Origin of the sequence: Burkholderia sp. MSMB1588 (genome assembly GCF_001546925.1) — a bacterium.
Taxonomy (GTDB): Bacteria; Pseudomonadota; Gammaproteobacteria; order Burkholderiales; family Burkholderiaceae; genus Burkholderia; species Burkholderia humptydooensis.
Genome location: NZ_LNJS01000001.1, coordinates 1700008 through 1719074, shown reverse-complemented (window position 1 = coordinate 1719074; position 19067 = coordinate 1700008). Strand labels below are relative to the sequence as shown.

Sequence of the window (19067 nt, the reverse complement as noted above, 5' to 3'; positions counted from 1 at the left end):
CCGCGCCGCCCTTGGGATGATGAAACGCGCTTACCAGTTGTATTTCGCCGTCGCGATCACGGTGCGCTGGTTGCCGTACAGGCACACCGAATCCGACTGGCAGCCGGCCACGTAGCGGCGGTTGAACAGGTTCGTCGCGTTGAGCGCGAAGCGCCAGTTGCGCAGCTCGTAGTGCAGCGCCGCATCGAACAGCGTGTAGCTCGGCACCGTCAGCGAGTTGTCGGCCGCGCCCGCCGACGCGCTCATGTAGCGCACGCCCGCGCCGACGCCGAAGCCCGTGAGCGGCCCGTTGCGCCACGTCCAGTCGGCCCACAGCGATGCGATCTGGCGCGGGCGCGGCACGTCGACGGGCCACTTGTTCAGCGTGTCGTCGTTCGCCTGCACGTTCTTCACGTCCTGGTAGACGTAGGCCGCGATCACCGACAGCTCGCGCGACAGGTTGCCCACCGCGCTCAGCTCGATCCCGCGCGAGCGCACCTCGCCGACCTGCACGAACGTGCTGCTCGTCGAATCGTTCGGATTGCTCATCGCGACGTTCGTCTGGTTGATCTGGTAGACGGCCGCGTTCAGCATCAGGTTCCTGGCCGGCGGCTGCCAGCGCAGGCCGGCCTCGATCTGGCGGCCCTTGGTCGGCGTTGCGAGCCCGCCGCCCGCGAGCTTCAGGCCGATCTGCGGATTGAACGACGTCGAATAGCTGAGATACGGCGCGAGGCCGTAGTCGCCGAGATACGTGAGGCCGACGCGCCCGCTGAACGCGTGGTCGTTCTGCCTGAAGCTCGCCGAGTTCGCGATGTCGTCCTGCGACGTGCGTGTCCAGTCCTGCCGGCCGCCGAGCGTCAGCACCCAGCGCTGCCACTTGATCTGGTCCTGCACGTACAGGCCGAACGCGTTGAGCGTCGTCTTCGTGTCGGTGCGCGGGTACGCGTTCGGCCCGCTGAAGATGTCGGCCGGAATCGGCGCGTAGACCGGCCGGTACAGATTCAGGCTCGGCCCCTTCGCGAGCCATTCGCTGTCGGTCGTCGTCTGCCGGTTGTAGTCGAAGCCGAACAGCAGCGTGTGGCTCAACGGCCCCGTCGCGAATTTCGCCTGCGCCTGGTTGTCGACGTCGAAGCGGCTGTAGTTGAACTGGAAGAGGCCCGCGTAGCGCGTCATCGTCGCCATCGTCGGGTCCGCGTCGTCGAGGCCGCCGCCGTACACGGACGCGTCGTCGAGCGACAGGTGCATCCAGCGCACGTTCTGCCGGAACGTCCATACCGGGTTCAGCCTGTGCTCGAACTGATAGCCGAGCGACCACTGCTTCTTGCGGTAATGGTCGAAATTCGCATCGGCCGTGTACAGGTCGTTCGAGATCGTGCCGTTCGGATTCGGCAGCACGGTGCCGCGCGACGGCAGGAAGTTGGTCGACGTGTCGCCCCAGTCCTGCAGGTACGTCGCAGCGAGCGTGAGCGACGTGTCCGCGTTCGGCTGCCACTTGAGCGACGGCGCGAACGACACGCGCTGGTCGGCGAGCGGCCCCGTCTGCGCATTGCCGTCGCGGCCCACGCCGACGATCCGGTACGACAGCGTGCCGTCCTTGTCGATCGTGTCGCCGACGTCGAACATCAGTTGCTTGCGCGCGTAGTTGCCGATCTGCACGCCGACCTCGCGGATGCGCTCGCCGTTCGCGAGCTTGCTCTGCACGTCGACGATCGCGCCGGGGTCGCCCTGCCCGTACAGCACCGACGTCGGGCCGCGCAGCACGGCGATGCTGTCGATCATGTACGGATCGACGCGCCAGCTCGACAGGTTCAGCGTGTTCGGCACCTGCAGCCCGTCGACGAACACGGTCGGCGTGAAGCCGCGCAGCGCCGCGTACCAGTCCGAGCGGTTGTCCGACCCGTAGCTCGAGAAGCCCGGGATGTAGCGGAACGCCTGATTGATATCGGTCGCGCCCGTCGCCTCGATCTGCTGAGCGGTGACGATGTTGATCGTCTGCGGGATCTCGATGATCGGCGTATCGGTTTTCGTGCCCGTCGTGCTGCGCCGCGCGACGAGGCCGACGGCCGCGTCGCGCTCCGTCTGCCCCGACACCGAGATCGCGGGCAACGTGCCGCCCGCCGCGGTGCCCCCGTTCACCTGACTGCCCGGCTGCCGCAGGTCTCCTCCTGGCTGCGTCGCCTGTGCCTGCGCATGACTCGCCGCCGCCGCGTAGAACGCCACGCCTGCCGCGGCTGCGATCGCACGCACGCGCGTGCTGGTTGCCCACTCCATCTTCCTTTGCTCCAAGTTGCAAAGCGGCCGCGAGGCCGCCCCCTTCATCAAAGAGCGATGGCCAGCCGGCCGTCGCTCACCCCGTTGTTGTCATGTCGTGGCCGCGCGCGGTCTTCGCGCCGGTCGGCTGTGTCGTGTTCGGCCGCGTCGCCCCCGTCGGCGAGCGACGCGGCGATTTCGTCCGCGCGGCGCGCGAGCACCGACAGCAGCGTGTCGGACAGCCCGTGGCTGTCCTCGCAGCAGCCTTGCAGATAGATCCGCGGCTTGAAGTGCGCGGGCGTCGCGAGCCGGTAGTCGCGCGCGACGTCGCCCGCCGCGAGCGCGTCGCCCAGATGCGGCGCGAGAGCGTCGAGGAGCGGCAGATGCGTGTCGCGGCGATAGCCGGTCGCGAGCACGAGCGCGTCGAAGCGCTCGGCGCGCGCGTCGCCCGTCAGGCGGTCGCGCAACGCGAGCTCGACTTGTCCATCCGCCGTGCGCGCGGCCGATTCGATCGCGGTGTTCGCGAGCAGCCGGTGGCGCGGCGCGCCGTCCGACGCGCCGGGCACGCGCTGCAGATAGAGCATTTCGTAGATCTGCTCGATGAGCGGCCGGTCCACCACCGCGTAGTTCGTGTCGCGAAAGCGCTCGATGAGCGAGCGCCGGCCGCTCGCCGGCTGCGCGTAGACGACGTCGGTGAACGCCGGATTGAAGATCTCGTTGACGAACGGGCTGTCGTCCGCGGGCTTGAGCGCGCCCGAGCGGATCACGAGGCTCGCGTCGACGTGCGGGAAGCGCCGCGCGAGATCGACGAACACCTCGGCCGCGCTTTGGCCCGCGCCGATCACCGCGACGCGTTTTTTCACGTGGGCGTTCAGCGCACGGGCGTCCGGCACGCCGACCAAGCGGTCGATCGACGTCAGGTAGTTCGACGAATGGGCGACGCACGCCGGCCCGAGCGCGGCGAACGCGTCCGGCACGCTCGGCGCGCCGCCGACGCCAATCGACAGCGCACGCGCGACGCGGTGCCGCTCGCGCCCGTCGGCGTCCTTCGAGAACACGCGCAGCGCGTCGATCTCTCCGGGCGCGCCCGGTGCCGCGACGGGCTCGATCGCCGTCACCGTCTCGCCGTAGTGGACGCGCTCGCCGAACGCGCTCGCGACCCAGCTCAGGTAATCGTTGAACTCGACGCGCGTCGGGTAGAAGTTCTTCAGGTTGACGAATTCGCTCAGGCGCCCGTGCTCGTACAGGTAGTTGATGAACGTGAAGCGGCTCTTCGGATCGCGCAGCGTGACGAGATCCTTCAGGAAGGAGATCTGCATCCGGCAGTCGTCGAGCAGCATCCCGCGGTGCCAGCCGAATGCCGGCTGGCGCTCGACGTAGCAATGCGTGAACGCGGCCGCGTCGCCCGCTTCAGCGAGGCGCACGGCGAGCGCGAGGTTCGACGGTCCGAAGCCGATGCCGGTCAGGTCGAATACGGTATCTCTCTGCATGTCTCTGATTCCCTTAACGGTGTGGCCGGCGCGCGGACGGCGCCGGCCGGACAAAAACGCAATGCGGATCGAGCGCATCGCCGATGCGGCCGATCCGCTCCCGGCGCGGCGAATACGGCGGGCGGCGCTCAATCGGCATCGCGCGCCTCCGTGGCCGGCTGGCCCGCCGCGTGCGCGGCGCGCTCGGCGAGCGCCGCGAGGCTCGGCGCGGCGAACACGTCGGCGATTGCGAGCGCGAAGCCGGCCGCGCGCGCCGCGTCGACGAAGCGCACGACGTCGAACGATGTCGCGCCCGCTTCGAACAGGTCGTCGTGCGGCTCGGGCGCGGCGAGGCCGAGCGCCGCGCGCCACACGTCGGCGAGCGCGTGCGCGCGGCGCTCGGCCTCGCTTGCCGCGTGCGACGACGGCGACCGCGCGGCGCGCCCATCGTGCATATCGTGCATATCGAGCGGAAAGCGCGCGGCGCACGCGCCGAGCGCGCGCGCGGGCGCGTCGACGAAGCCGCGCACGACGTCCAGATAGTCGGCCGCGAGCGCGGCGACGAATGCGCCGTCGACGCGCTCGGTCGCATACGAGAACGCGCCCGTCACGCGGCCGTCCGGATGCTCGACGATGTCGAGCTCCAGCTCGAACACGACGCGGTGCCGGACGTCGTTGAATTCGTCGACCGCAAGCCCCGCCCAGTCGCGCGCGGCGGCGCCCGCCGGCCGCAGGTAGTTGAACATCACCTGGAACAGCGGATTGCCGTTGACCGCGCGCGGCGCGCGCAGCGCGGCGACGACGTCGCAGAACGGCGCGTCCGCGTGCGCATACGCGGCGAGCGCCGCGTCGCGCACGGCGGCGACGAGCGTGGCCGGCGTATCGGCGCCCGACAGCCGCGTGCGCACGACGACTGCGTTGATGAAGAGCCCGAGCGCGCGCTCGGCCGCGTCGCCCGTCAGCTCGCGCGTCGACGCGAGCACGCCGACCGGCTGATCGGTCGCGCCCGTCGCGCGGTAGAACGCCGCGTTCAGCGCCGCGTGCAGCAGCATCGGCAGCGTCGCGTGCGCGGCGAGCGCCATCGTGCGCGCGCGGCGCACGAGCGCGCCGTCGAGCGCGAACGCGAGACGGCCCGCGTCCCAGCGCGGCGCCGCCGCGCGGCCCGTGCGCGGCGGCGGCAGCGCGTGCGACGGCACGCCGGCGAGCGCCTCGCGCCAGAACGCGAGGCGCGCGCGCGGCGCGGCGGCGGGCAGCACCAGGGCGTCGCGCGAATCCGGATGCCGATCCGCCCGCGTCCCGGCCCGCGCATCCGGCGCCGCCGGCGTCCATTCGCCCGCGCGCCGCGCGACGTATGCCGCGCGAACCTCGTCGAGCCACAGATCGATCGATTGCCCATCCGACACGATGTGATGGACGACGAGCGACAACACGTGATCGTGCGCGCCGAGCCGGACCACGCGCGCGCGCCACAGCGGCGCATCGGCGGCGAGATCGAACGGCGCGAGCGCGTCGTCGTCGGTCAGCGCGACGGCGGCGGCGAGCCGCGCGTCGTCGTCCGCGGCGCGCGAATCGGCGCGCAGGTCGACGATCGGCAAATCGACGCGCCGCGCCGGCACGATCCGCTGCCCCGGCGCGCCGTCCGCCCGCGCGACGATCCGCGTGCGCAGCGCCGGATGCCGGGCGGCCGCGCGCGCGAACGCATCGGCGAGCGCATCGATGTCGAGCGCGCCGCGCAGCCGCAGCGCAACCGGAATGTTGTACGCGGCGCTGTCCGGCTGCGCGCGCCACAGGAACCACAGGCCGCGCTGCGCGGCGGACAGCGGCAGCACGCCGTCGGCGTCGGGCGCATGCGCTGCGATGCTCGCGCCGGGCGCGCCGTGCGGCGCGTGCGCCTGCGCGGCGGCGGCCACGCACTGCGCATACGGCGCGAGAATCGGCGCCTCGAACAGCGCGCGCACCGGCACGTCGCGCGCGAGCCGCTCGGCGACGCGCGTCGCGACGCGCACCGCCGCGAGCGAATGGCCGCCCAGCTCGAAGAAATGATCGGCGCGGCCGACCCGCTCGAGCCCGAGCACTTCGCGCCAGATCTCCGCGAGCGCCGTCTCGATGTCGCCCTCGGGCGCCTCGTAGGCGCGCGCGACGTGCGCGGGCTCGGGCAGCGCCGCGCGGTCGACCTTGCTGTTCGCGTTGCGCGGCAGCGCGTCGAGCACGACGATGTGCGCGGGCACCATGTAGTCGGGCAGCGTGCGGCGCAGATGCGCGTCGAGCCCGGCCGCGTCGGCGCGCCGCGCGCGCTCGCGCGCGTCGCCCGTCAGCTCGACGAACGCGACGAGCCGCGCCTGCGCGCCCTTGCCGAACACCACCGCCACCGCCTCGCGCACGTCGTCGTGCGCGGCGAGCTGCGCCTCGATCTCGCCCAGTTCGATCCGCAACCCGCGCAGCTTCACCTGATGATCGATGCGGCCGATGAAGTCGAACACGCCGTCCGCGCGGCGGCGCACGAGGTCGCCCGTGCGGTACAGCCGCGCGCCGGGCGCGCCGTACGGATCGGGCACGAAGCGCTCGGCCGTGAGCGCGGCGCGCCCCAGATAGCCGCGCGCGAGCCCGATGCCCTCGCCGCCCAGATACAGCTCGCCGATCACGCCGACAGGCAGCGGATTCAGGCGCGCGTCGAGCACGTGCGCGGTGCGCGCGCCGACGAGCGTGCCGATCGGCAGATACGCGGCGTCCGCGAGCCTGGCCGGATCGTCGCCCGGCGCGAACATCCACAGCATCGGCGTGATCACCGTTTCGGTCGGCCCGTAGCCGTTGACGACGCGCGCGTTCGGAAACGCGCGGCGCATCAGCGCGAACGCCTCGCGCGACGTCGCCTCGCCGCCCACCGTGATCGAGCGCAGCGACGGCGGCGCGCCGTGCTCGAGCGCCCATTCGGCGAGCTGCGTCGCGCAGCCGGGCGGCACGTAAGTCATCGTCACGCCCTCGCGCGCGATCAGCTCGCAGGTACGCGCGGGCGGCCACAGCGTGTCGGCCGTCACCGCGACGGCCGCGCCCGACAGGTACTGCGAGAACCAGCCTTCGTGCGCGCCGTCGAAATTGACCGACTGGAACAGCATGAACACGTCGCGCCCGGTCACGCCGTAGCGCGCGGCGATCGCCTCGCAATGGCGCGCGAACGCGCCGTGATCGACGACGACGCCCTTCGGCTTGCCGGTCGAGCCCGACGTGTAGATCACGTATGCGGCCTGATGCGGCGAGACGTCGGGCAGCGCGACGCCGTCGATCTCCGAGTCGGCGATCGCATCGTCGACGAGCCACGCGCGCGTCGCGCCCGCGAGCGGCAGCGCGTCGACGCTGCCGCGCTCGGTGATCACGTGCGCGATCTGCGCGTCGTCGAGCATCTGCGCGAGGCGCTCGCGCGGGTGGCTCGGATCGAGCGGCACGAACGCGCCGCCCGACTTGAGCGCGGCGATCAGCCCGACGAGCAGATCGACGGAGCGCGACAGCGCGACGCCCACGCGCATCTCCGCGCGCACGCCCGCCGCGACGAGGCGCTTCGCGAGCCGCGCCGCGCGCGCGTCGACCTCGCCGCGCGTGAGCGCGCGCTCGACGTCGGCAACGCCGCGCGCGTCCGGGCAGCGGCGCGCATGCGCGGCGATCCGGTCGTGAACCGAGACGAATGGCTCGCCGAATGGCTCGCCGAGCCTCGCGCCGACGCCGCGCTCCGGCGCCGCCCGGCGCGCCTCGTGACCCGAGAAATCGATGAAATCATGCGTCTGCCCGTTCCACGCGGCGAGCTGACGGCGCTCAGCCTCAGGCAGCCATTGCAGGTCGCCGAGCGCCGCGCCGGGCGCGTCGAGCGCGTGCGCGAGCAGTTCGACGTAGCGCGCGGCGAAACGCTCGATCGCGTCGGCGTCGAAAATGTCGGTCGCGTAGACGAAGCGCGCGTCGAGCCCGCCGTCGTCGCGCTCGTCGAAGCTGAGCGCGAGATCGAATTTCGCATACGGCATGCCCGACGGCAGCTCGGTCGCGCGCACGTCGGCGAACGACGGCAGCACGCGCCGCGCGCCGTAAGCCGCCATCACCTGAAAGAGCGGATGGTGGCTCGCGCTGCGCGCGACGCCGAGCGCGTCGACCACCTGATCGAACGGCACGTCCTGGTGCGATTGCGCATCGATCAGGCCGCGCTGCGTCGCGTCGACGAGCGCGTCGAACGCGAGCGCCGCGGGCGTTTTCGCCGCGAGCGTCAGCGTGTTGACGAAAAAGCCGATCAGCCCGACGGTCTCGCCGCGCTCGCGATTCGCCGACGGCACGCCGATCCGGATCTCGGGCTCGCCGCTCGCGCGCGCGAGCAGCGTCGCGAGCGCGGCGAGCAGCACCGCGAACGGCGTCGCGCGGCGCGTCTGCGCGAGCGCACGCGTGCGTTGCGCGAGCGCGGCGGGCACGTCGAACGCATGGCGCGCGCCGCTCGCGCCGCGCCGCGCGGGCCGCGTCGCGGCGCCCGGCAGCAGCAGCACGTCGCGACTCGCGTCGAGCATCGCGCGCCAGTGCGCGAGCTGCCGCTCGCCCTCGCCCGCGTCGAGCCAGCGGCGCTGCCAGAGCGCGTAGTCCGCGTACTGCACCGGCAGCGGCGCGAGCGACACCGCGTCGCCCGTCGTGTACGACCGGTAGAACGACGACAGCTCGGCGAGCATCACGTCGGCCGACCAGCCGTCCGACACGATGTGGTGCGTCGTCAGCACGAGCCAGTGCGTGGCCGCATCGAACCGGATCAGGTGCGCGCGCACTAGCGGGCCGTGCGCGAGATCGAACGGCTCGGCCTCGTCGCGCTCGGCGACGGCCGCCGCGCGCGCGTCGCGCGCCGCGGCGCTCGCGCCGGCGAGATCGGTGAATCGCCACGGGCAGCGCATCGGCGCGTGCACCGTCTGCAGCACGCCGTCGGCGCCTTCGGCGAACGTCGTGCGCAGCGCCTCGTGGCGTGCGATCAGCGCGTCGCACGACAGCCGCAGCGCGTTCGCGTCGAGCGCGCCGTCGAGGTGCAGCCGCTCGGTGATGTGGTACGCGGCCGATTCGCCGAGCAGGCGCGCGTGCAGCCAGAGGCGCGTCTGCGCGAACGACGCCGGCACGCTCGCCGCGCGGTCCTCGCGCGGCGGGATCGGCAGCATCCGGAAATCGATCCCCGCGTCGCCGAGCTTCGCGAGGAACTGCTTGCGCTGCGTGTCGGGCAGCCGCGCGAAGCGCGCGGCGAGCGACAGCAGATCGGGGGAGGTCATGCGGGCTCCTTCATGCGGGTTCCTGTGCTCTTGATTGGGCGCCTTACTGGGCTTCGAACTCGCCGAGCAGCGCGTCGATCGCGCTCGCGGCGTCGTGGTCGCGGCCGGCTTCGTGCGCGCGGTCGATCGCCGCCGCGCAGCGCGCGAGCGTGCGTTCGTCGAAGATCGTGCGCAGCGGCAGCGTCAGCGACCACTGCAGATTCGCCTGCGCGTTCGCCTGCGCGGCGAGCAGCGAATGGCCGCCGAGCGTGAAGAAATCGTCGTCGCGGCCGATGTCGGGCAGCTTCAGCACGCGCTGCCAGATCGCCGCGAGCGCGCGCTCGGTGTCGGTTCGCGGCGCGTCGATGACGCGCGCGTCGAACACGGGCGCCGGCAGCGCGCGGCGGTCACACTTGCCGTTCGGCGTGACGGGCAGCGCCTCGAGCGCGACGAGCTGCGCGGGCACCATGTACGCGGGCAGTTGCGCGCGCAGCCGCTCGATCTGCGCGGCCGCGTCGAATTCGGCGGGCGCCGCGCACGCGACGTAGCCGACGAGCCGCTCGTCCCGCACGATCACGACCGCGTCGCGCACGCCGTGCGCCGCGCGCAGCAGCGCCTCGATCTCGCCCAGCTCGATGCGCTGGCCGCGCAGCTTCACCTGCGTGTCGATCCGGCCGAGATAGTCGAGCGCGCCGTCGGCGCGCCGCCGCGCGAGGTCGCCCGTGCGGTACAGGCGCGCGCCGGGTGCGAACGGATCGGGCACGAAGCGCTCGGCCGTCAGCGCCGCGCGGCCGAGGTAGCCGCGCGCGAGCCCGGCGCCGCCGAGATACAGCTCGCCCGTCGCGCCGACGGGCACCGCGTGCAGCGCCGCGTCGAGCACGTGCAACCGCACGTTCGCGATCGGCCGGCCGATCGGCACCGCGGCGGCCGCGGCGTCGTCGGCCGTGCAGCGCCAGTGCGACACGTCGATCGCCGCCTCGGTCGGGCCGTACAGGTTGTCGAGCCGCGCGTGCGGCAGCAGCGCGGCCACGCGCGCGACCAGTTCGGGCGCGAGCGCCTCGCCGCTCGCGACGATCGTGCGCACGCTCGCGCAGCGCGCGGCCGCGCCGAAATCGTCGAGATACGCGACGAACGCGGCGAGCATCGACGGCACGAAGTGCAGCGTCGTCACGCGATGCGCGTCGATCGCGGCGACGAGGCGCGCCGGATCGCGGTGATCGCCGGGCGCCGCGATCGCGAGCGTCGCGCCGACGGCGAGCGGCCACACGAACTCCCACACCGACACGTCGAAGCCGAACGGCGTCTTGTGCAGCACGACGTCGCCGGGCGTGAGGCGGTACGCGCGCTGCATCCACGCGATCCGGTTCGCGAGCGCGCCGTGCGTGTTGCCCGCGCCCTTCGGCTGGCCGGTCGAGCCGGACGTGTAGATCAGGTACGCGAGCTGGTCCGGCGCGACGTCGGCCGCCGCCGCGATGCGGTCGGCTCCGTTTTCGGTTGCGGTTGCGGTTGCGGTTGCGATTTTGCCCGGACGAGCGGCCGGCGCGCGTTCGAGCAATTCGTCGACGGTGACGACGACGGCATCCGCGCCCGCCAGCGCCGCGCCGACGCGCGCGCGCAGATGCGCCTGCGTGATCACGACGGGCGGCTTCGCGTCGCCGAGCAGGTACGCGACCCGCTCGGCCGGATAGTCGGGATCGACGGGCAGATACGCGGCGCGCGCCTTCATCGCGCCGACGAGCGCGACGACCATGTCGAACGAGCGCTCGACGCACAGCGCGACGACCGAATCGGGCCGCACGCCGCACGCGACGAGCGCCGCCGCGACGCGCCCGGCCTTCGCATCGAGTTCGCCGTAGCGCATCTGCGCGACCGTGCCGCCGCCGGCGGCATCGGCAATTTCGAGCGCGATCGCGTCGGGCCGCGCGCGCGCGGCCGCCTCGAATTGCGCGAAAAGCGGTGCGCGCTGCGCGGCGGGCCAGTCGACATCGGTCGCGTTGCTGCGCGCGATCAGCGCGAGATCGTCGGCGCCCGCGCACGAGATCGCGCCGAGCGGCGCGTCGGGATCGCCGACGAGGCCCGCGATGCACGCGGCGAACGCGCGGTGCAGCGCCTCGACGCGCGCCTGCCCGATTCGCGCGGGATCGTAGCCGTAGTCGATCGCGAGCGTGTCGCCCGCTTCGATCACGAGCGTCACCGCGAAATCGGTCGCCTCGATGTTGCGCAGGTCGCGCTTTTGCAGCGCGCGCGCATCGCGCCCCTGCCACGCTTCGTCGACCGGATAGTTCTCGAACACGACGAGCGTGTCGAACAGCGCACCGCCCAGGCCCGCCCACTGCTGGATCTCGTAGAGCGGCGTGTGCGCGTGCTCGAGCGCCGCCGCGTTGTCGCGCTGCAGGCTCGCGAGCCAGTCGCGCGCGGCGAGCTGCGGCAGCGGCGCGGCGATCACCGGCAGCGTATTGATGAAGAGACCGAGCACCGTGTCGACGTCGGGCAGCGCGTCCGGGCGCCCCGCGACCGTCGCGCCGAATGCGACCGCCGTGCGATGCGTCATTCGCTGCAGCGCAAGCGCCCACGCGCCCTGCACGATCGTGTTGACGGTCACTTTCATCCGGCGCGCCGCCTCGGCGAGGCGCGCGGTGTCCGCGGCGGGCAGCGTCGCGCGCCAGTTCGCGCGGCCGGCCGTCTCGCGCGCGGCCGCGCTGTCGTCCGATGCGTCGCTCGATGCGTCGCCCGGTACTTCGCCCGGTGCGCTGTCCGGTGCCGCGACGGATGCGCCGATCGCGCCGTGCTCGCGCTCGGCGACGCGCGTCGGCTCGTCGAGCCGCGCGACGCGTTCGAGCCAGAACGCGCGGTCCGCGTCGGCATCGCGCCGCGCGAGCCACGCGATGAAATCGCGGTAGCGCGTGCGCGCCGGCGCGGCGAACGGATTCGCGCGCGGCGGCTCGATGTAGTCGCGCAGCACGTCCGCGAAGAGGCGCGCGGTGCTCCAGCCGTCGAGCAGCAGATGGTGACGGGTCCAGACGAGCCGCCAGTCGGTCTCGCCCGTGCGGATCAGCGTCACGCGCATCAGCGGCGGCGCTGTGAGATCGAAGCCGCGCGCGCGGTCGCCGGCGAGCCACGCATCGAGCGCCACGTCGCGCTCCCCGGCCGACGCGTGCGCGCCGCGCCAGTCGATGATCTCGACCGGCATCCGCGCATGGCGGTGGACGATCTGCATCGGCGCCGCCTCGTGCGCGGCGAAGCCGGTGCGCAGGATGTCGTGGCGCGGGACAGCCGCGTCGAACGCGGCGCGCAGCCGCTCGACGTCGGGCTCGACGAGCGTCGCGACGAGCTGGTTCACGTACGTCGCGCGCTCCGGCGCAAACAGCGAATGGAACAGGATGCCCTGCTGCATCGGCGACAGCGGATAAATGTCGTCGATCGCGCGCGCGTCGAACGGCAGCCGATCGAGCGCCGCCTGCGTGAGGCCGGCCGCGCACGCGAGCGGATAGTCGCCGGGCGTCGCGCCCGCGCCGCGCTCGGCTACGCGCGCGCGACACGCGGCGGCGAGCGTGCGCAGCGCGGCGTCGAACTGCGCGGCGAGCGCGTCGATCGTCGCGCGGTCGAACTGCGTCGCGCCGTACACCCAGTGCACTTTCAGCGCGCGGCCGTCGTTCTCGTCGACATACGCGTGAATCGCGAGCGCGTTGCCAAGCGGCCCCGCCGGGTCGCGCTCGCGGCCCGCGCCGCCGAAACGCGGCACGAGCGCGGCGTCGCGCGGCGCATCGAACTGGCCAAGGTAGTTGAACGTCACGCGCGGACGCGCGACCTGCGCGAGCGCGGCGCGCGTCGCGTCGTCGCCGTCATGGCGCAGCACGCCGAAGCCGAGCCCCTTGTTCGGCACCGCGCGCAGCGCGTCCTTCACGCCGGCGAGCGTCGCTGCGGGCGTCGGCTCCACCGCGAACGCGACCGGATAATGACTCGTCAGCCAGCCGAGCGTGCGGCTCGCGTCGATGTCGTCGAAGAGCGCCTCGCGGCCATGCCCCTCGAGCTCGAGCCGGCACGCCGCCGCGCCCGTGTGGCGGCCGAGCGCGGCGACGAGCGCCGCGATCAGCAGCTCGACCGCGTGCGTGCGGTACGCGGCGTTCGCGTCGGTCAGCACGTCGCGCGTGAGCGACGCGTCGAGCGTCTGGATCACGACGTCGGCGTCCGCGTTGGTCGCCGCCGCGTCGGGACGGTCGAGCCGCAGATCGTCGTGCGGCGCGGCGAGCGCGGCCCAGTACGGCAGTTCGCCCGCGAATGGCCCGGCCGGATCGCGGGCCGCGCGCGCAAGACGCGCCGCCCATTCGGACGCGCTCGCGCCCGTCGGCCCGAGCCGCACCGCGCGGCGCTCGCACGCGGCGCGATACGCGGCGTCGAGATCGTCGAGCAGCACGCGCCATGACACGCCGTCGACGATCGCGTGATGAATCGCCAGATAGAGCTTCGTCGCGCCCGCCGGCAGCGCCGCCGCGAACGCGCACGCGAGCGGGCCGCGCGTCAGGTCGAGCGCGGCCTGCAGCGCGTCGAACTGCGCGAGCGCATCCGCCTCGTCGCGCACGGCGGCGGCGGCGAGCGGCAGCGTGTCGAACGCGCGCGGCGCGGCGCACATCTGCCATGCGCCGTTTTCCCCCGTTTGCGCGAAGCGCTCGCGGAACACGGGGTGGTGGGTCAGCAGCGCGTCGAACGCGCGCGCGAATGCGTCGAAATCGAACACGCCGGAAACGTCGAGCTCGATCGACTGGTTCCAGTGGCCGCGGCGCGGGATGTCAAGATCGAAGAAACGCCGCTGCGCGGGCGTGAGCCGCGCTTCGTCTGGTCGCGCGTCGGCGGCCGCGCCCTCCCTCGGCACCGCGACCTCGATCGCCACCGCGACGCGCGCGAGCTCGGCGAGCGTCGGGCCGTCGAACAACTGCTTCGGCGTGAACCTGACGCCGCGCTTGCGCGAGCGCGCGATCACCTGCAACACGAGGATCGAATCGCCGCCGAGCTCGAAGAAGTTGTCGTGACGGCCGATGCGCGTCGCCTTCAGCACGTCGCGCCAGACGGCCGCGAGCGTCTCTTCGACGGGGCCTTGCGGCGCGTCCTCGTCGGCGGCGGGCGCGGGCGCGGGTGTCTCGGCGAGCGCGCGCAGCGCCGCGCGATCGATCTTGCCGTTCGCGGTCACGGGCAGCGCATCGAGCACGACGAGCGCGGCGGGCACCATGTAGTCGGGCAGGCGCGCGGCGAGCGCATCGCGCAGCGCGTCGCCCGACATCCGCGCGCCGGCAGCGGGCGTCGCGAACGCGACGAGGCGCAGCCGTCCTTCGTGCCCGACCGCGAGCGTCTCTCCTTGCGCGACGCCCGGCAGCGCGCGCAGCGCGGCGCTCACCTCGCCCGGCTCGACGCGGTAGCCGCGGATCTTCACCTGATCGTCGAGTCGGCCGAGGAAATCGAGCCGGCCGTCCGCGCGCAGCCGCACGCGGTCGCCCGTCCGGTAGACGCGCGCGCGCGCCTCGTGCGGATGCGGGACGAAACGCTCGGCGGTCGCCGCCGCGCGGCCCAGGTAGCCGCGCGCGACGCCCGGCCCGCCCAGATACAGCTCGCCGATCGCGCCGACGGGCACGCTCGCGCCGTACGCGTCGAGCACGCACGCGTGCGCGTTCGGCAGCGGGCGGCCGAGCGGCACGCCGCGCGCCGGCGCGCCGCCCGCTTCGCTCGCGCTCGTCACACCCGCGCGCAAGTCGGCCTGCGCGGGCGCGGACGTGTCGCACACGAGCGCGCCGACGGTCGCCTCGGTCGGCCCGTAGTGATTGATCACGCGGCAGCCGGGCTTGAGCGCGGCGATCCGCTCGACGAGCGACCACGGCAGCGCCTCGCCGCCCGTGACGAGCGCGTGCGCGGGCAGCACGTCGGCCGCGCGCTGCGCGTCGAGCAGCGCGTGCAGATGGCTCGGCACGATCTTCAGCACGCCGACCTCGCGCGCCGCCATTTCTTGCGCAAAGCGGTCCGGATCGAACGCCGCGTGCGCGGGCAGCAGATGCAGCGTGCGGCCCGAGCACAGCGCGCCGAACAGCGTCGTGTGGCCGAGGTCGGCCGCGACCGTCGACACCATCGCCATCGATGCGTCCGGCGCGAACGCGAGCTCGTCGAGCATCCCGGCGACGTAATCGGCGAGCGAGCGGTGCGACACGACGACGCCCTTCGGCGCGCCCGTCGAGCCCGACGTGAAAATCAGATACGCGGCCTGCTCGGGCTGCGGCGGCACGCGCGGCGCGGCGGCGTTCGCGAGCGACGCGTCGTGCGCGCAGGCGTCGACGTCCTGCACGGCCACGCCGTCGAAATCGCCGAGCGCGCCGGGATCGCCCGCCGCGAGCATCCGGCGCACGCCGCACGCGGCGAGCGCCGCGGCGATCCGCTCGCGCGGCGACGCCGGATCGAGCGGCACCGCGTACGCGCCCGACTTCAGCACGCCGACGAACGCGACGACGAAGCACGCCGAACGCTCGATGCAGATCGCGACGGGCGTCTCCATGCCGGGCGTCGCCACGCCGGACGCTTTCACGCGCGCGCCGTCGCGCCGCAGCGCGAGCGCGACGCGGTTCGACGCGTCGTCGAGCTCGGCGAACGTGAGCTGCGTGTCGGCGTCCGCGAGCGCGATCCGATGCGGATGCTCGGCCGCCTCGCGCGCGAAGAGCGCCAGCACGTCGGGCGCGGTCGCGAGCGGCCGGCCCGCGAGCAGCGCGCGCGGCGCGCCGCCCTGCGCGACCGCGAGCTCGGCGATCGTGCGGCGCGGATCGCGCACCGCGTCCTCGACGAGCGCCGCGAAGCTGTCGAGCCACGCCTGCGCGGTCGCCTCGTCGATCCCGTCCTGTGCATACGCGGCGACGAATTCGATGCCGCGCGCATCGTCGGTGAAATCGAGCGCGTAATCGAAGCGCGCGGCCGGATCGAGCCCCGGCGCCATCCGCACGGTCGCGCCCGGCAGCGTCGCCGAGAGCGCCAGATCGAACTGCTGCGCGAACTTCACGCGCAGCCACTCGTCGCCGCGCCGCACGGGCGGCTTCACCGCGTCGACCACCTTGTCGAACGGCACGTCCTGATGCGCGAACGCGCCGAACGCGGCGTCGCGCACCGAAGCGACGAGCGATTCGAACGACTGCGCGGGCGACACGCGCGCGCGCAGCGCGAGCGTGTTGAGGAACAGGCCGACGAGCGGCGCGGTTTCCGGCCGCGCGCGCTGCGCGATCGGCGCGGCGACGGCGAGATCGCGCTCGCCCGTCAGGCGAAAGAGCCACGCGTCGAACGCGGCGAGCAGCACGGTGAACGGCGACGCATGCAGCCGCCGCGCGGCATCGCGCACCGCGTCCGACGCGGCGGGCGAAAGACGCCGCGCGAGCCGGCCGCCGCGATAGTCCCGCTCGGCCGCGCGCGGCCGGTCGAGCGGCAGCGCGAGCGGCCCGGGCGCGTTCGCGAGCGCGGCGCGCCAGTACGCGAGCTGGCGCGCCGTCTCGTTCGCGTCGAGCGCGTCGCGCTGCCATTGCGCGTAGTCGGCGTACTGGATCGGCAGCGCCGGCAGCTCGGGCGCCCGGCCCTCGGCGAGCGCCGCGTACGCGGCCGTCAGCTCGGCGAACGCACAGCGCGAACTCCAGCCGTCGCTGACCGCGTGGTGCGTCGTCAGCAGGAAGCGCTGCGCGCCGTCGGCGAGCGTGACGAGCAGCGCGCGCACAAGCGGGCCGTCGGACAGGTCGAACGGCGCGCTCGCGTGGCGCTCGGTCAACTCGGCCAGGCGCGCGGCGCGCGACCCGCCGGCCTCGCCGCGCAGGTCGACGGCCGCGATCCGCACCGGCAGCGCCGCGTGAATGCGCTGCACGACGACGCCGTCGTCGTTCTCGACGAGCGTCGTGCGCCATGCCTCGTGACGCGCGATCAGCGTGTCGAGCGCGCGCTGCAGCGTGCCGGGGTCGAGCGCGCCGTCGACGTCCCAGTGGAACGACACGTGATACGCGGCGCCCGCGTCCTGCGTGCGCGCGAGCACCCAGAAGCGCTGCTGCGCGAACGAGGCGGGACGCTCGAACGCGCCGGCCGTTTCGATTGCCTCGCCCGCCTCGTCCGCCCCGCCCACTTTGTCCACGTTGCCCGCGTCGATTGCATCGGCCGTGATCGCGCGCGTCGCAGGCGTCCCGATCGCGGCCGGCCGCTGCTCTTCGCGCTCGGCCGCATCGATGCGCGCGGCGAGTTCGGCGAGCGGCGCATCGTCGAAAATCGCGTCGAGCCGCAGGTTGACGCGCCAGTCGAGCCGGATCGCCGCCTGCAGTTGCATCGCGGCGAGCGAATCGCCGCCGCGCACGAAGAAGCGGTCGACGCGGCCGATCGGCGCCGGGTCGTGCAGCAACCGCTGCCACAGCGCGGCAACGCGGCGCTCGGTGTCGGTGCGCGGCGCGTCGAAGTCCGCGGCGGCCCCGGCCGGCTGCGCCGCAACCGCGTCGCGCAGCGCGGCGCGGTCGAGCTTGCCGTTCAGCGTGTACGGCAGCGTGTCGAAGCGCACGAACCGATGCGGCAGCCACGCGGCCGGCAGATGCGCGGCGACGTGCGCGCGCAGCGCGTCGTCGTCCGGCCGCGCATCGGAACGCGCATCGCCGGCCGACGTTTCGCGCTGCGCCGCCGCGAGCGCGACGCATGCGATCAGTTGCGTGCGCCCGCCCGCCGTCTCGGCGAGCACGCCCGCGTCGCGCACGCCCGGATGCGTGAGCAGGCACGCGGCGATCTCGCCCGGCTCGACGCGCACGCCGCGCACCTGCACCTGATCGTCGATCCGGCCGAGATAGTCGAACGCGCCGTCCGCACGCTCGCGCGCGAGGTCGCCCGTCCGGTAGATCCGCGCGCCGGGCTCGCCCGCCGGATCGGGCAGGAAGCGCTCGGCCGTCAGCGCGGGGCGGCCGTGATAGCCGCGCGCGAGGCACGCGCCGCCGAGCAGCAGCTCGCCCGCGTCGCCGCGCGCGACCGTGCCGTCGGCATGCTCGACGCGCGCGGCGCGCCAGCCGATCGGCCAGCCGATCGGCAACGACGCGTAGCCGTTGCCGTCGTCCAGCGCGGGCGCCGTGCCCGGATCGACCGGCCAGAGCATCGGCGAGATCACGGTTTCGGTCGGCCCGTAGCCGTTGACGAGGCGGATCGCCGGGAACACGCGGCGAATCTCGTCGAACGCGTCCTGCGACATCGCCTCGCCGCCGAACAGCAGCACGCGCAGCGACGGCGGCACGCCTTCGCGCGCGCACACGGCCGCGAACTCGCGCAGGTACGCGGGCGGCAGCGTCGTGTTCGTCACGCGCTCGCGCGAAATCAGCGCATGCGCGGCGTCGGGCGGAAACGGCGGCGGATCGCTGATCACGACGCTGCCGCCGACCGCGAGCGGCACGAGCCACGCCTCGATCGCGACGTCGAAGTTCACCGACGCGAAATGCAGCACGCGATCGCCGGGCCCGATCGGCAGCGACTCGGCGAGCGCGTCGCCGTGCGCGGCGAGCGGGCCGTGCTCGACGACGACCGCCTTCGGCGTGCCCGTCGAGCCGGACGTGTAGATCATGTACGCGGCCGCGCGCGGATGCACCGCCGCGCCGTGCTCGCGCGGCGCGGCCGGGTCCGCCGCCGCGACGCTCGCGACGTCGAAGCACTGCGCGAAGCGCGCGCGCATCGCGGCGTCGGCCGACGCATCGACGATCCCGTGCGCGAGCCCCGCGTCGCGCGCGACCCAGTCGAGCCGCGCGGCCGGATGGCGCGGATCGAGCGCGACGAACACGCCGCCCGCCTTCATCACGGCGAAAAGCGCGACGAACAGGTCGCACGCGCGCGCGACGCACACGCCGACCGGCACCTCCGCCGCCACGCCTGCCGCGCGCAGTTGCGCGGCCAGGCGCGCGGCGCGGTCGTCGAGTTCGCCGCGCGACAGGCGCACGGTGTCGGGCGTGAACGACGCGAGCGCGGGCGCGTCGGGGTCGAGTCGCGCGAGCGCGTGGATTCGATGATGCAGCGCAGTCGGAAAGCTCGTCATAGGGCGTGAAGTCCGTTGATTCCGGCCGCCTCGGCCGTTTCGTTCAAGTCGCCGGCCGCAAGCGGGCCGCTT

General features: G+C 73.6%; 4 protein-coding genes. All 4 read right to left on the bottom strand.

Annotation, left to right across the window (positions count from 1 at the left end; translation table 11 throughout):
• Nucleotides 1-30: 30 nt before the first annotated feature.
• The gene (locus tag WS92_RS19585; protein WP_059934296.1) at nt 31-2250 is read right to left on the bottom strand and encodes a ferric malleobactin receptor FmtA; all 2220 of its coding nucleotides are present in this window, start codon (nt 2248-2250) and stop codon (nt 31-33) included.
• A 47-nt stretch (nt 2251-2297) separates the two neighbouring features.
• The gene (locus tag WS92_RS19580; protein WP_059934294.1) at nt 2298-3719 is read right to left on the bottom strand and encodes a lysine N(6)-hydroxylase/L-ornithine N(5)-oxygenase family protein; all 1422 of its coding nucleotides are present in this window, start codon (nt 3717-3719) and stop codon (nt 2298-2300) included.
• Nucleotides 3720-3847: 128 nt separating this feature from the next.
• Entirely contained in the window at nt 3848-8968 is a 5121-nt protein-coding gene (locus WS92_RS19575) for a non-ribosomal peptide synthetase (protein ID WP_059934292.1), read from the bottom strand.
• Nucleotides 8969-9011: 43 nt separating this feature from the next.
• Nucleotides 9012-18995 (bottom strand): siderophore malleobactin non-ribosomal peptide synthetase MbaJ, encoded by a 9984-nt coding sequence (locus WS92_RS19570; RefSeq protein WP_059934290.1) that lies wholly within the window; start codon nt 18993-18995, stop codon nt 9012-9014.
• Nucleotides 18996-19067: the final 72 nt, after the last annotated feature.